This is a genomic window from Micromonospora coxensis, from assembly GCF_900090295.1.
Taxonomy (GTDB): Bacteria; Actinomycetota; Actinomycetes; order Mycobacteriales; family Micromonosporaceae; genus Micromonospora; species Micromonospora coxensis.
This window is the reverse complement of the sequence record NZ_LT607753.1, coordinates 5,461,291-5,475,218: the sequence shown is the minus strand read 5'-3', so window position 1 is coordinate 5,475,218 and position 13,928 is coordinate 5,461,291. Positions and strand designations below refer to the sequence as shown.

At 74.6% G+C, this 13,928-nt stretch carries 10 protein-coding genes; 8 read left to right on the top strand and 2 right to left on the bottom strand.

From position 1 onward, the window contains the following. Positions 1-36 precede the first annotated feature (36 nt). From pseB to GA0070614_RS24950, 8 genes are all read left to right on the top strand, one after another. Entirely contained in the window at positions 37-1,020 is a 984-nt protein-coding gene (gene pseB, locus GA0070614_RS24985) for a UDP-N-acetylglucosamine 4,6-dehydratase (inverting) (RefSeq protein WP_088978244.1), read from the top strand. Next, on the top strand, positions 1,017-2,174 hold the full coding sequence (locus GA0070614_RS24980; protein ID WP_088978243.1) for a DegT/DnrJ/EryC1/StrS family aminotransferase: 1,158 nt from the start codon (positions 1,017-1,019) through the stop codon (positions 2,172-2,174). The genes pseB and GA0070614_RS24980 overlap by 4 nt, the downstream gene beginning before the upstream one ends. Positions 2,175-2,185: 11 nt before the next feature. Continuing rightward, the gene (locus GA0070614_RS24975) at positions 2,186-3,028 is read left to right on the top strand and encodes a hypothetical protein (protein ID WP_088978242.1); all 843 of its coding nucleotides are present in this window, start codon (positions 2,186-2,188) and stop codon (positions 3,026-3,028) included. Between the two features lie 34 nt (positions 3,029-3,062). Further along, positions 3,063-4,853, top strand: coding sequence for a hypothetical protein (locus tag GA0070614_RS24970; RefSeq protein WP_088979647.1), 1,791 nt, complete (start codon positions 3,063-3,065; stop codon positions 4,851-4,853). A 95-nt stretch (positions 4,854-4,948) separates the two neighbouring features. Next, positions 4,949-5,671: a cytidylyltransferase domain-containing protein gene (locus tag GA0070614_RS24965; protein WP_088978241.1), complete on the top strand. Its 723-nt coding sequence runs from the start codon at positions 4,949-4,951 to the stop codon at positions 5,669-5,671. Continuing rightward, on the top strand, positions 5,668-6,774 hold the full coding sequence (locus GA0070614_RS24960; protein ID WP_088979646.1) for a PseG/SpsG family protein: 1,107 nt from the start codon (positions 5,668-5,670) through the stop codon (positions 6,772-6,774). The genes GA0070614_RS24965 and GA0070614_RS24960 overlap by 4 nt, the downstream gene beginning before the upstream one ends. Before the next feature lie 12 nt (positions 6,775-6,786). Further along, positions 6,787-7,422: an alpha-ketoglutarate-dependent dioxygenase AlkB gene (locus tag GA0070614_RS24955; protein WP_088978240.1), complete on the top strand. Its 636-nt coding sequence runs from the start codon at positions 6,787-6,789 to the stop codon at positions 7,420-7,422. A 76-nt stretch (positions 7,423-7,498) separates the two neighbouring features. Then, positions 7,499-8,836 carry a uracil-xanthine permease family protein gene (locus tag GA0070614_RS24950; RefSeq protein ID WP_088978239.1) on the top strand — a complete coding sequence of 446 codons (1,338 nt, stop codon included), beginning with the start codon at positions 7,499-7,501 and terminating at the stop codon, positions 8,834-8,836. Between the two features lie 215 nt (positions 8,837-9,051). Here the strand turns inward: GA0070614_RS24950 and GA0070614_RS24945 are convergent, their stop codons facing one another. Then, positions 9,052-11,541: a DNA gyrase/topoisomerase IV subunit A gene (locus GA0070614_RS24945; protein ID WP_088978238.1), complete on the bottom strand. Its 2,490-nt coding sequence runs from the start codon at positions 11,539-11,541 to the stop codon at positions 9,052-9,054. Between the two features lie 38 nt (positions 11,542-11,579). Then, positions 11,580-13,637 (bottom strand): DNA gyrase/topoisomerase IV subunit B, encoded by a 2,058-nt coding sequence (locus GA0070614_RS24940; RefSeq protein ID WP_088978237.1) that lies wholly within the window; start codon positions 13,635-13,637, stop codon positions 11,580-11,582. Positions 13,638-13,928: the final 291 nt, after the last annotated feature.

Sequence of the window (13,928 nt, the reverse complement as noted above, 5' to 3'; positions counted from 1 at the left end):
CGCCGGCGCAGAACCTGCGATCATGGGAGCACCACATTGAGTGAGCTGACGGGATCCTCCATCCTGGTCACCGGCGGCACCGGTTCCTTCGGGAAGACCTTCCTCCGGCACATCCTCGCCGAGGCCGACCCGGCCCGGGTGGTGGTGTTCTCCCGCGACGAGCTGAAGCAGTACGAGCTGCGCCAGCACCTGGGCGACGACCCCCGGCTGCGCTGGTTCATCGGCGACATCCGGGACCGGCACCGGCTCACCCGGGCGATGCACGGCGTCGACCACGTGGTGCACGCCGCCGCGCTGAAGCAGGTGGACACCGCCGAGTACAACCCGTCGGAGTTCATCGCCACCAACATCACCGGCTCGCAGCACGTGGTGGACGCCGCGATCGAGGCCGGGGTGAAGAAGGTCATCGCCCTCTCCACCGACAAGGCGTCCAGCCCGATCAACCTGTACGGCGCGACCAAGCTCGTCGGCGACAAGCTCTTCGTCTCCGCCAACCACTACGCCGCCCAGCACCCCACCCGCTTCGCCGTGGTGCGCTACGGCAACGTGGTGGGCAGCCGCGGCTCGGTCGTCCCGCTGTTCCGCCGGCTTGCCGCCGAGGGCAGGAGCCTGCCCATCACCGACAAGCGGATGACCCGTTTCTGGATCACCCTGGAGCAGGCCGTCCAGTTCGTCATGGACTCGTTCGACCAGATGCAGGGCGGCGAGCTGTTCGTGCCGCGCATCCCCAGCATGCGCATCCTCGACCTGGTCGAGGCGGTCGCCCCGGACGCCACCACCCACGAGATCGGCATCCGCCCCGGCGAGAAGCTGCACGAGGAGATGATCGCGCCGGACGACAGCCGGCGGACGCTGCGCGCCGCGGACCGGTTCATCGTCCAGCCCACCATCGCCACCTGGGGCTACCAGCCGCCGGTCGGCTGCGAGCCGGTGCCGGACGGGTTCGCGTACCAGTCGGACACCAACGACGAGTGGCTGAGCGTCGAGCAGTTGCGCGACATGCTCGGCATCACCGCGTGATGGCGATGCTCCCGTACGGGCGGCAGTCGGTCACCGAGGACGACGTCGCCGCCGTGGTCGCGGCGCTGCGCAGCGACTGGCTCACCACCGGCCCGCAGGTGGACGGCTTCGAGGCCGACCTGGCCGGGTGGACCGGCGGGGCCGGCTGCGCGGCGGTCTCCAACGGCACCGCCGCGCTGCACGTGGCGTACGCGGCGGCCGGCGTCGGTCCCGGCGACGAGGTGGTCGTCCCGCCGATGACCTTCGTGGCGACGGCGAGCAGCGCGGTCGCCCTCGGCGCGCGGGTGGTCTTCGCCGACGTCGAGGAGGAGACGTACACCCTCGACCCGGCGGCGGCCGCCGCCGCGACGACCGCCCGGACCCGGGTGGTGGCGGCGGTCGACTACGCCGGCCACCCGGCCGACTACGACGCCCTGCGCGCGGCGCTGGCCGGACGCGACACGCTGCTGCTCGCCGACGCCGCGCACTCGATCGGCGCGACCTACCGGGGGCGGCCGGTCGGGTCGCTGGCCGACCTGACCACCTTCTCGTTCTTCCCCACCAAGAACCTGACCACCGCCGAGGGCGGCGCGGTCGCCACCACCGACCCGGAGCTGCTGGAGCGGGCCCGCCGGTTCCGCAACATCGGGCTGGTCCGGGACCGCGACGAGCTGCGCGCGCCCGACGAGGGCGGCTGGCACCAGGAGGTGCACGAGTTCGGGCTGAACTACCGGCTGCCCGACGTGCTCTGCGCGCTGGGCCGCAGCCAGCTGCGCCGGCTCGGCGACTTCCTCGCCGCCCGGGCCCGGCTGGTCGCCCGCTACGACGAGGCGCTGGCCGACGTCGACGGCGTGGCGATCCCGGGCCGCCGCTCCTGGGCCGCGCCGGCCTGGCACCTCTACCCGATCCGGGTTCGCGACGGCCGCCGCCGCGAGGTGTACGACCGGATGCGTGCCGCCGGCATCGGGGTGCAGGTCAACTACCTGCCGGCGCACTGGCACCCGGCCTTCGCCGACCTGGGCTACCGGCGCGGGTCCTGCCCGGTCGCCGAGGCGTTCTACGCCGAGCAGCTCTCCCTGCCGCTCTTCCCCACCCTGACCGACGCCGACCAGGACCGCGTGATCGACGCGCTCCGCGCCGCCCTGCGCGGCGCTCCCGTGCGTCCCGCCGCCTGACCGGGGGACCGATGCACCACGCGAACCACTTCTACGGCCACGCCCACGTGCTGGCCCGCTACTGCGGGCTGGCCGACGGGCACCCGCCCCGGATCAACGGGTACGTCCAGCACGGCTGGAACATCGGCGACGGGCTGGCGCCCGGCCACCCGTACGCGGAGTTCACCCCGAGCCTGCTCTGGTCCGAGCAGACCCGGCGGCGGGCCTGGTCGGTGGGGCGGCGCAACGTCGTCACCATCGGTGCGCCCTTCGCGTACCTGCTGGACCTGCGCGCCGACGACCCGCCGCAGCCGCAGCGGGAGGGCACCATCTGGTACCCGTTCCACGGCTGGGAGGGCCAGCACGTCAAGGGCGACCACAAGGAGCTGATCGCCCGGATCCGGGACACCGAACCCGGCCCGGTCACGGTCTGCCTCTACTGGCACGAGTACGGCATGCGCCGGGTGCGCCGGCTCTACGAGAACGCCGGCTTCCGGGTGATCTGCCACGGCTACCGGGGGCACTGGTGGAAGGACACCGACCCGCTCTTCCTCGACAAGCAGCTCACCGAGCTGCGCCGGCACGCCCGGGTCGCCTCCAACCGGCTGACCAGCGCCATCTTCTACGGCATCGCCGCCGGCTGCGAACCGGCCGTCTACGGCGACCCGATGATCCTCTCCGACGAGGACCCCACCTTCGGCGGCACCGCGCGCATCCGCCGCCAGTGGCCGGAACTGCACGGCGAGCAGGTCGACCTGGCCACCGCCGTCGAGATCGCCCGCGCCGAACTGGGCACCGACCACCGCTGTACGCCGGCCGAGCTGCGCGAGCTGCTCGGATGGGCGAACCTCCAGGAGGACGACGTTGACGACTGAGACCGCGCCCCGGATCGCGCTGCCCGGCGGGGAGATGCTCGCCTGGTCCGACCTGCCGGAGCAGCGGCGGGCCGAGGGCGGTCCGCTGGGCGCGCTGCTGGCCCGGGTCGTGCCGGCCGGGGCCCGGGTGCTGCTCGCCGGCCCGCACGACCCGGCGCTGCTGGACCGGCTGGCGCACGCCGAGGTGACCTGCCTGCTGCGCAGCCACCCGGACGGGGTGGCGCTGGCCGAGCGGGGCGCCCGGGTGGTGGTGGGCGGCCCGACCGGCCTGCCCACCGGCGAGCACTGGGACGTGGTGGTGGCCGCCGCCGGCCCGGACGCCATCGAGTCGGTGGAGGGACCCCGGCTGGGCTGGGAGGGGGTGCTGGCCCGGCTCGCCGACGCGGTCGCCCCGGGCGGGACGCTGCTGCTGCGGGTGGGCAACCCGCTCGGCGTGCACCGGCTCGTCGCCACCACCCCGTGGTACGCCGACCGGGCCGACTCGGCGTGGTCGGTCGGCGGGGTGCTGGACACCGGCCGCCCGGCCAACCCGGAGCAGGCGCGGGTCCGGCTCACCGGCGTCGGGCTGCGGGCGGGGGCGTGCTTCGCCGCGTACCCCGACCCGAACGCCCCGACGGTGCTGGTGGCCGCCGACGAGCTGGACCGGCGGCCCACCTCGGCGCTGTTCGACGCGGTGCTGCACGGCGCCTGCGCGGGCGGCTTCGCCGGCACGGCGGTGCTCCAGGACCCGGCCCGGCTGGCCGTCGACGCGCTGCACGCCGGGCTCGGCTCGGCCCTGGCCCCGGGCTGGCTGCTGCTCGCCCACCGCCCCGACCCGCAGCCGTCCCCCCTGGCCGAGGCGGGCGCGCTGCCGGTGGCGCTGGTGCAGACCGGGCCGCCGGGAGTCGGCGTGGTCGAGGTGGTGGACGGGCCGGACGGCTGGCGGTGGCGGGCGACCGGCGGGAGCGCCCGGCCCGCGCCGGCGCCCTTCGCCACCCGGGAGGTGGCCCACCGGGACGCCGCCGCGCTGGACGGGCCGGTGCCCGAGGGGCGGCTGCTGCGCACCCTGCTGCTCGACGCCTGCCTGCGCCGCGACCGGGACACCCTGCGCCACCTGCTGCGCGGGTACGCGGGCTGGCTCGCCGGCCGGGCCGACGCCGACGGCCGGCTGGCCGGCGCGACCGCGCTCGCCGGCACCGACAACGTGGTGGTGACCGACGCCGGGACGCCGGACGGCGCACCCGCGTTCGCCGTGCTCGACCCGAGCTGGCGGGCCAGCACCCCGCTGGACCTGGACGTGGCGCTGGCCCGCAGCCTGTGGCGCTTCGCCGCCGCGCTGCTGACCGCCGGATACGCCCACCCCTGGACGTCCACCCTGGACGTGGCCGGGCTGACCGTGGTGCTCGGCGGCCTCGCCGGCCGGGACCTGTCCCGGGCCACGGTCGACGAGGCGGTCGAGGCCGAGGCGGCGGTCACCGCCGCGCTGCGCGGCCTCGACGCCGACGGACGGGTCCGCCTCGCCGACGAGCTGCGCGGGGTCACCCCCACCGACCCGCCGGCCGGGCCCCGCAGCTACCAGCAGCTGCGCGAGGCGTGGGTGCGCCAGCGCGAGGAGATGACCCGACTCGCCGCGCTGCTGAAGTGGACCGAGGACCTGCTGACCTCCCGGGAGCGGGCGCTGCGCCGGGCCGACGCCACCATCAACCTGCTCAGCGGCTCGCTCAGCTACCGGGTGGGCCGGCTCGCGATCACCCCGGCCCGGCTGGCCAAGCGCGGCGCCCGCGCCGCCAAGCGCCGGGCCACCGCCGCGCTGAGCCAGCGCCGGCCCAGGGAGGAACAGCAGTGAGCGAGGGTACGGCCGGCACCGCTGCCGGGGCGGCGGGGCCGGGACCCGGGTGGGACGGTCCGGCGGCGGGCGGTGGTGGCACGAGCGATCCGCGGATGGTGGGGATCGTGCAGGCCCGGATGGGCTCGTCCCGGCTGCCCGGCAAGGTGCTGCGTCCGTTGGCCGGGCGCAGCGTGCTCGGCCGGGTGGTCCGGGCCGCCCGGGACAGCGGGGCGCTGGCCGAGCTGGTCGTGGCGACCAGCACCGACCCGGTGGACGACGCGGTGGTGGACGAGTGCCGCCGGCTGGACGTGCCGTGGCACCGGGGCCCGGTCGACGACGTGCTGGCCCGGTTCGTCGGCGCGCTCGACGCCCACCCCGGCGACGCGGTCCTGCGTTTCACCGCCGACTGCCCCCTGCTCGACCCGGAGATCGTCGCGCTGGTCGCGGCGGTGTACCGGGCGGTGCCCGGACTCGACTACGCCAGCACCTCGATCGCCCGTACGCTGCCCCGGGGGCTGGACGTGGAGATCGTCCGGGCGGACGTGCTGCGGACCCTGGACCGGCTCGCCACCGGGCACCACCGGGTGCACGTGACCTCGTACGCGTACACCCACCCGGAGCTGTTCCGGGTGCTCGGGGTGACCCTCACCCCGGACCGTTCCGACCTGCGGCTGACCCTGGACACCGAACAGGACTGGGCGCTGGTCCGCGCGGTGACCGACCATTTCGGCGACGTCAGCGTGCCGCTGGCCGAGCTCGCCGACTGGCTCGACGGGCAGCCCGCGCTGCGCGCCCTCAACGCCGGCGTACGACAGAAACGGTTGGAGGAGTCCTGAGCACGCCACGGATCGGGCTGCGCTGCGACGCCGGGCCCCGGCGCGGCGTCGGGCACCTGGTGCGCTGCCTGGCCCTCGGCGAGGAGTTCCTGGCCCGGGGCGCCACCGTCGAGCTGTTCGGCACCGTCGAGCGGGTCGGTTGGGCGGCGGCGCAGCTCACCGCCCGGGGCATCCCCCTGCACCCCGGGCCGGACACCCCGCGCGGGTTGGTCGAGGCGGCCCGCGCGCACCGGCTGGACGCGATGGTGCTCGACTCGTACGACCTGGACCCGGCCGGGGCGGGGGCGCTGCGCGCGGCCGGAGTGACCACCCTGGCCGTCGTCGACGGGGACACCCGGGGTCAGGACGCCGACCTCTACCTCGACCAGAACTTCGGCGCCGACACGGACACGGCGACCGGCCCGGACACGTCCGGCGGCACGGTAGCCGGCACGGGCACGGGCACGGCGGCCGGGCGGCTGCTCGCCGGCACCCGGTACGCGCTGCTGCGCGACTCCGTGATCGCGGCCCGGCCCGCCGCGCCCCGCATGGCGACGGCGGTGGGGCGGCCCCGGGTGCTCGCCTTCTTCGGCGGCACCGACGCCGTCGGCGCGGCCCCGGTGCTGACCCGGGTGCTGCTCGGCACCGGGCACCCGATGGAGCTGACCGTGGTGGTCGGGCGGCCGGAGATCGAGGCGGACCTGGAGGAGGTCACCCCGGGGCGCGGGCAGACGCTGCGCCCGGTGCCGCCCACCGACGCGCTGCCCGCGCTGATCGGCGCGGCGGACCTGGTGGTCAGCGCCGCCGGCACCTCCACCTGGGAACTCTGCTGCCTGGGGGCGCCGTCCGCACTGGTCTGCGTGGTGGACAACCAACGCGAGTCGTACCACCGGGTGGTGGCCCACGGGCTCGCCGCCGGCCTCGGCGAGCTGCCGGAGCTGGCGGCGGCCGGGGTGGCCGGGCGGGCGGCCCGCGCGGCGGCGGCGGGGACCCTGCGCGGGCTGCTCACCTCTCCCCGGCGGCGGGCCGCGCTCTCCGCCCGCGGCTGGGCCACCGTCGACGGGCAGGGCCGGGCCCGCGTCGCCGACGCCGTCCTGTCTCGTACGGGTGTGCTAAACCGCTGATAGGGTGGCGGCATGACGCGGGCCGCCTACCAGCCGTCGATGTTCGACCTCGCCGACGCCGGGCCGGCGCCGGCCGCGCTGCCGGGCGCGCTGCGCCGGCACGTGCTCACCCGGGGCGCCTGGGTCGACCATCTCCCCGGTTGGGTACGCGGCTCCGACGCCGTGCTCGACACCCTGCTGACCGAGGTGCCCTGGCGGGCCGAACGCCGCACCATGTACGACACCGAGGTCGACGTCCCCCGGCTGCTCTGCTGGTACGGCGAGGGTCGGCCGCTGCCGCACCCGGTGCTGACCGAGGCGCGGGCGGCGCTGACCCGGCACTACGCCCCCGAGCTGGGCGAGCCGTTCGTGACCGCCGGCATGTGTCTCTACCGGGACGGCCGGGACAGCGTCGCCTGGCACGGCGACACCCTCGGCCGCTCCGCGCACGTCGACACCATGGTCGCCATCGTCTCGTTCGGCTCGCCCCGGGCGCTGCTGCTGCGCCCGCGCGGTGGCGGCGACAGCCTGCGCTTCCCGCTCGGCCACGGCGACCTGGTGGTGATGGGCGGCTCCTGCCAGCGCACCTGGGAGCACGCGATCCCGAAGACCGCCCGCCCGGTCGGCCCCCGGGTCAGCGTCCAGTTCCGCCCGACCGGCGTCGCCTGACCCCACCCGTCGCGTGCTACAAACAACTCTCAGGGTCGACCACGCCCCCGTCACCTGACGACGCGAAGGGCGCCTCATGACCCAGTCCCCCTCCTTCCGCCGGTCCCCGTGGACCGTGCACGGCGACGGCCGCTCGGTCACCCCGGGCGACGTGGTGCACCCGGGCGAGCGGCTCTCCTGGCCGCGTACGGTCGGCGTCGGCGTGCAGCACGTGGTGGCGATGTTCGGCGCCACGTTCACCGTCCCGCTGATCACCGGGTTCCCGCCGGCCACCACGCTCTTCTTCTCCGGCCTCGGCACCCTGCTGTTCCTGGTCGTCACCGGCAACCGGCTGCCGTCGTACCTCGGCTCGTCGTTCGCCTTCATCGCGCCGGTGCTGGCGGCGAAGGCCGGCGGTGACATCGGCCCGGCGCTCGGCGGGATCGTGGTGGCCGGCGTGGCGCTCGCCCTGGTCGGCCTGGTGGTGCAGCGGGCCGGGGCACGCTGGATCGACGCGCTGATGCCACCGGTGGTCACCGGCGCGATCGTCGCGCTGATCGGGCTCAACCTCGCCCCGGTGGCCTGGGACGGCGGGGGCAGCGGCACCGGGGTGCAGGCCCAGCCGCTGATCGCCATGGTCACCCTGGCCGCGATCCTGCTGGCCACCGTCGCGTTCCGGGGCTTCCTGGCCCGGCTGTCCATCCTGCTCGGCGTGGTGGTCGGCTGGGTGCTCGCCGCGCTCCTCGGTGACCTCGACCCGAAGGCCGTCGACGGGCTGCGCGACGCGGCCTGGGTGGGGCTGCCCGAGTTCCACGCGCCGAGCTTCAGCCTGCGCGCGGTGGTGCTGGTCATCCCGGTGATCCTGGTGCTGGTGGCGGAGAACGCCGGGCACGTCAAGGCGGTCGCCGCGATGACCGGACGCAACCTGGACAAGGACATGGGCCGGGCGTTCCTGGGCGACGGCCTGGCCACCGTGCTCGCCGGCTCCGGCGGCGGCTCCGGCACCACCACGTACGCGGAGAACATCGGCGTGATGGCGGCGACCCGGGTCTACTCGACCGCCGCGTACTGGGTGGCCGGGCTGGCGGCGGTGCTGCTCGGGCTCAGCCCGAAGTTCGGCGCGCTGATCCTCACCGTGCCGGCGGGGGTGCTCGGCGGCGCGACCACCGCGCTCTACGGCCTGATCGCCATCCTCGGCGCGCGGATCTGGATCGAGGCCCGGGTGGACTTCCACGACCCGGTCAACCTGTTGACCGCCGCCGTCGCGGTGATCGTCGGCGCGGCCAACTACACCCTCACCACCGGTGACCTGTCGTTCAACGGCATCGCCCTCGGCACCGCCGCCGCCCTGGTCATCTACCACGGCATGCGCCTCGTCGCCCGCCTGCGCGGCACCACCGCCGACACCCGCCGAGGCCCCGAACCCGAACTCTGACCCACCCTCACCCCGCCCCGCCCCGCCCCGCCCCGCCCCGGCCCGCCCCGCCCCGGCCCGCCCCGGCCCGGCCCGGTGATCATGAAGTTGTTGCCGCGACACGCCGATGGGGAGGGCAACAACTTCATGATCGACGGCTTCGGGCCCTGGGCGAGGGATGGGCGGACGGCGCAGGGCCCGGGAGCGGATGCTCCCGGGCCCTGCGCCGTCGACGGTCAGTCGCGTTCGATGAGGTGGCCGACGACGGTGGGGCCGAGCATCACGGCGAAGCCGCTGCCGTCGCGGCGCGGGTCCGCCGGGGGCAGCTCGACCGGGTCGCCGGTCGCCGTCGCGCCGACCGGTCGCGGCCCGACCCAGGCCACCACCAGGTCCTCCTCGCCCTTGAGGAACCGCTGTGCGCGCACGCCGCCGGTCGCCCGGCCCTTCGCCGGGTACGCCCCGAACGGCGTCACCTTCACCGTCGCGCCGGTGGAGGTGACCACCATCGGCTCACCGTGCACCGGGTCGTCGGTACGCACCGCACCGAAGAAGACCACCCTGGCCTGCCCCGGCAGGTTGACGCCGGCCATGCCGCCGCCCTTGAGCCCCTGCGGACGGACCAGTGACGCGGCGAAGCGCAGCAGCGACGCCTCGCTGGTGATGAACGCCAGCGTCTCCGCGCCGTCGGTCAGCCAGGTCGCCCCGACCACCTCGTCGCCGTCGCGCAGCGAGATGACCTCGAACTCGTCCGAGCGCACCGGCCACTCCGGGGAGCAGACCTTGACCACGCCCTGCCGGGTGCCGAGCGCCAGACCGGGCGAGCCCTGCGCGGTCGCGCCGAGCGGGGCCAGGCCGACCACCGTCTCCCCCGGCTCCAGCGGCACCAGCTCGGCGGCGGACATGCCGCCGCGCAGCGACACCGTGCCGGCCTGCTCGGGCAGCACCGGCAGCGGCAGCACGTCGATCTTGAAGGCCCGGCCGGCGCTGGTCACCAGGAGCACCCGCCCCCGGGCCGTGGTGTGCACCACCGCGCGGACGGTGTCGTGCTTGACCCGGCCGTTGCGCCGGCGCCCCTCGGCGGCCTCCTCCGACTCGGCCGCGGTCCGGGCGACCAGCCCCGTCGCGGAGAGGATCACCTGGCAGGGGTCGTCGGCGACCTCCAGCGGGCCGGCCGGCACCGACGCGGCCAGCACCTCCTTGAGGTCACCGTCGACCAGGGTGGTGCGGCGCGGCGCGCCGAACTGCTTCACCACCGCCGCCAGCTCGTCGGAGACGACCTTCTTGAGCACCTTGTCGTCGTCGAGGATCTTCGACAGCTCGGCGATCTCGCCGCGCAGCTTCTCCTGCTCGGCCTCCAGCTCGATCCGGTCGTACTTGGTCAGCCGGCGCAGCGGGGTGTCCAGGATGTAGGTGGCCTGGATCTCGGAGAGCTTGAACTTCTGCATCAGGCCGTCCTTGGCGGCCTGCGCGTCCTCGCTGGCCCGGATCAGCTTGACCACCTTGTCGATGTCGAGCAGGGCGATCAGCAGACCGTCGACCAGGTGCAGCCGCTCCTCGCGCTTGCGCCGCCGGTACGCGCTGCGCCGGGTGACCACCTCGTACCGGTGGGCCAGGAAGACGTCCAGCAGCGCCTTCAGCCCCAGGGTGCGCGGCTGGCCGTCGACCAGGACGAGGTTGTTGACGCCGAAGGACTGCTCCAGCGGGGTGAGCCGGTAGAGGTCGGCCAGCAGGGCCTGCGGGTTCACCCCGACCTTGCACTCGATGACCAGGCGGGTGCCGCTCTCCCGGTCGGTGAGGTCCTTGACGTCGGCGATGCCGGTGAGCCGCTTGGTCTTGGTGACCTCGTTGGTGATCGCCGCGATGACCTTCTCCGCGCCGACGCCGTACGGCAGCTCGACCACGGTGATCGCCTGCCGGCCGCGGCTGCCCTCCAGCGGGCCGATCTCGACCCGGCCGCGCATCCGCACCACGCCGCGCCCGGTCTCGTACGCCCGGCGCACCTCGTCCAGGCCGAGCAGCAGACCGCCGGTGGGCAGGTCCGGGCCGGGGACGAACTCCATCAGCTTGTCGAGGGTGGCGTCCGGGTGGTTGATCAGCCAGCGGGCGGCGGAGACCACCTCGCCGAGGTTGTGCGGGATCATGTTGGTCGCCATCCCGACCGCGATCCCGGACGCGCCGTTGACCAGCAGGTTCGGGAAGGCGGCGGGCAGCACGGTGGGCTGGGTCAGCGAGCCGTCGTAGTTCGGCTCGACGTCGACGGTGTCCTCGCCCAGCTCGCCGACGAGCAGCATCGCCTCGCGGGAGAGCCGGGCCTCGGTGTAGCGCGCCGCGGCGGGGCCGTCGTCCGGGGAGCCGAAGTTGCCGTGCCCGTCGATCAACGGCACGTTGAGCGAGAAGTCCTGGGCGAGGCGGACCATCGCGTCGTAGATCGCGGTGTCGCCGTGCGGGTGGTACTTGCCCATCACGTCGCCGACGACCCGGGCGGACTTCACGTGGCCCCGGTCGGGGCGGTGGCCGGCCTCGTGCATCGACCAGAGGATGCGCCGGTGCACCGGCTTGAGGCCGTCGCGGGCGTCGGGCAGGGCGCGGGAGTGGATGACCGAGAAGGCGTACTCCAGGTAGGAGTCGGAGACCTCGGTGACCAGCGGGTTGTCGAACACCCGCGCGCCGGCCTGGTCGAAGGCGGACAGGTCCACCTTGGCGCGGTCGTCCTTGCGGCGTGCCATCGTTCAGCTTCCTTCTGCGTGCGCGGCGGTCAGCGGGCTCATGCGTCGATCGCTTCCCGGTCGACCCGGTCGGAGGACTCGATCAGCCAGTTGCGGCGGGGCTCGACCTTCTCCCCCATCAGCAGTTCGAGGATCCGTTCGGCGGCGTCGACGTCGTCGAGGGTGATCCGGCGCACCGCCCGGGTGGCCGGGTTCATGGTGGTCTCCCACAGCTCGTCGGCGTCCATCTCACCGAGACCCTTGAAGCGCGGGATCGGGGTGACGATCTGCTTGCCGGCCTTCTCCAACTTGCGGACCGTCGCCTCCATCTCGGCCTGGGTGTAGGTGTAGACGGTCTGCGGGTTGCGCCCCTTCGTGGTGATCTTGTGCAGGGGCGGCATCGCGGCGTAGAGCCGGCCGGCCTCGATCAGCGGCCGCATGTACCGGGCGAAGAGCGTGATCAGCAGGGTACGGATGTGCGCGCCGTCCACGTCGGCGTCCGCCATGATCAGCACGCGGCCGTAGCGCATCGCCGACAGGTCGAAGGTCCGCCCCGAGCCGGCGCCGAGCACCTGCACGATCGCGGCGCACTCGGCGTTGTCCAGCACCTGCTGGAGGTTGGCCTTCTGCACGTTGAGGATCTTGCCGCGGATCGGCAGCAGCGCCTGGTACTCGGCGGACCGGGCCAGCCGCCCGGTGCCCAGGGCGCTGTCGCCCTCCACGATGAACAGCTCGCTGCGCTCGATCCCGGCCGCACGGCAGTCCACCAGCTTGGCCGGCATCGCCGCGCCCTCCAGGGCGGTCTTGCGCCGGGCCGCGTCCTTCTGCTGCTTCTGGGTCAGCCGTACCCGGGCCGCGTCGACGATCTTCTGCAGGACGGTGCGCGCCTCGGCCTTCGTCCGCCGGTCCTCCAGCCACGCCTTGACGTGCTGCTCGGTCAGCGACTGGATGACCTTGGTGATGCCGGCGGTGGAGAGCTCGTCCTTGGTCTGCGAGGTGAACTGCGGCTCGGGGATCCGCACGTGCACCACCGCCGTCATGCCCTCCAGCACGTCGTCCAGGGTGGGCGGCTCCTCCTTCGCCTTGAGCAGGCCGCGGGTGTTGCGCACGGCGTCGGCGAGGGTACGGGCCAGCGCCCGCTCGAAGCCCTTGCGGTGGGTGCCGCCGTGGGCGTTGCGGATGGTGTTGGTGAAGCACTCGACGGTGCGCTCGTAGCCGGTGCCCCAGCGGAAGGCCACCTCGACCTCGGCGCGGCGCTGCACGTTGGACTGCATCACGCCGTTGGCGTCGGCGGCGTTCTCCCGGTACGTCCCCTCGCCGGTGACCAGCAGGGTGCCGGAGACGGGGCGGTCGCCGGGCGGGGCCAGGAACTCCACCATGTCGGTGAGGCCGTTCGGGAAGTGGAAGCGCTCCTCGGCGGGCTGCTCACCGGTCTCGTCGCGCAGCCGGTAGTCGACGCCGGGCACCAGGAAGGCGGTGTTGCGCAGCTTCATCCGGACGGCCTCGACGTCGAGCGTCGCGCCGGTCTCGAAGTAGCGGGCGTCGTGCCAGTAGCGGATCGAGGTGCCGGTGCGCTGGCCGCGCTTCATCGCCCCGACGATCTGCAGGCCGGGGCCGGGAGTGAAGGGGGCGTCCGGGCCGTCGCCGTCGAAGACGCCGGGCACGCCGTGCCGGAACGACATCGCGTGGATCTTGCCGGCGCGCCGGACGGTGACGTCGAACCGCCGGGACAGCGCGTTGACCGCCGACGCGCCGACGCCGTGCAGGCCGCCGGAGGTCTTGTAGCCCGAGCCGCCGAACTTGCCGCCGGCGTGCAGCCGGGTCAGCACCAGCTCGACGCCGGAGATGCCGGACTTGGCGTGCACGTCGGTGGGGATGCCCCGGCCGTCGTCGTCGACCTGCACCGAGCCGTCGGCGTGCAGCACGACGGTGATCTTCGTGGCGTGACCGGCGACACCCTCGTCGGTCGAGTTGTCGAGGATCTCGTTGACGAGGTGACCCACGCCACGGCTGTCGGTGGAGCCGATGTACATGCCGGGACGCTTGCGGACGGCGTCCAGGCCCTCGAGGTGGGTGAGGTCGTCGGCCCCGTAGAGGGTCTCAGGCTGTGCGGTCAACTGGTCGTACTCCCCCGGTCTCGGCGGTGGTGGTGCCGCTCACCGTCTCGATCTCCACGCGCGGCGCGCCGCAGCGAGCCTAGCCGGACGGCCCGACACGACCATGAACCCCCGCGCGACCCGCCGCGCGGCGATGGTCGGGCGGGTGTCAGTGGGAGGCAACGCCGCAGGTCGCCGCCGTCTTCCCCGCCCGCCCCGCCGGAGGGCCACCACAGTCGGCCCGGGCGGGTCGCCGGACCCGCCACGGCGGGCCGTACGGGGCCACCGAGGGTCGCGGCGACCCCTATCGGG

Bases quoted from the DNA above. Each gene is read 5' to 3' on its own strand.
- GA0070614_RS24975 (WP_088978242.1), top strand. From the start codon at position 2,186: ATGCACCACGCGAACCACTTCTACGGCCACGCCCACGTGCTGGCCCGC.
- GA0070614_RS24970 (WP_088979647.1), top strand. From the start codon at position 3,063: ATGCTCGCCTGGTCCGACCTGCCGGAGCAGCGGCGGGCCGAGGGCGGT.
- GA0070614_RS24965 (WP_088978241.1), top strand. From the start codon at position 4,949: ATGGTGGGGATCGTGCAGGCCCGGATGGGCTCGTCCCGGCTGCCCGGC.
- GA0070614_RS24955 (WP_088978240.1), top strand. From the start codon at position 6,787: ATGACGCGGGCCGCCTACCAGCCGTCGATGTTCGACCTCGCCGACGCC.
- GA0070614_RS24950 (WP_088978239.1), top strand. From the start codon at position 7,499: ATGACCCAGTCCCCCTCCTTCCGCCGGTCCCCGTGGACCGTGCACGGC.
- GA0070614_RS24945 (WP_088978238.1), bottom strand. From the start codon at position 11,541: ATGGCACGCCGCAAGGACGACCGCGCCAAGGTGGACCTGTCCGCCTTC.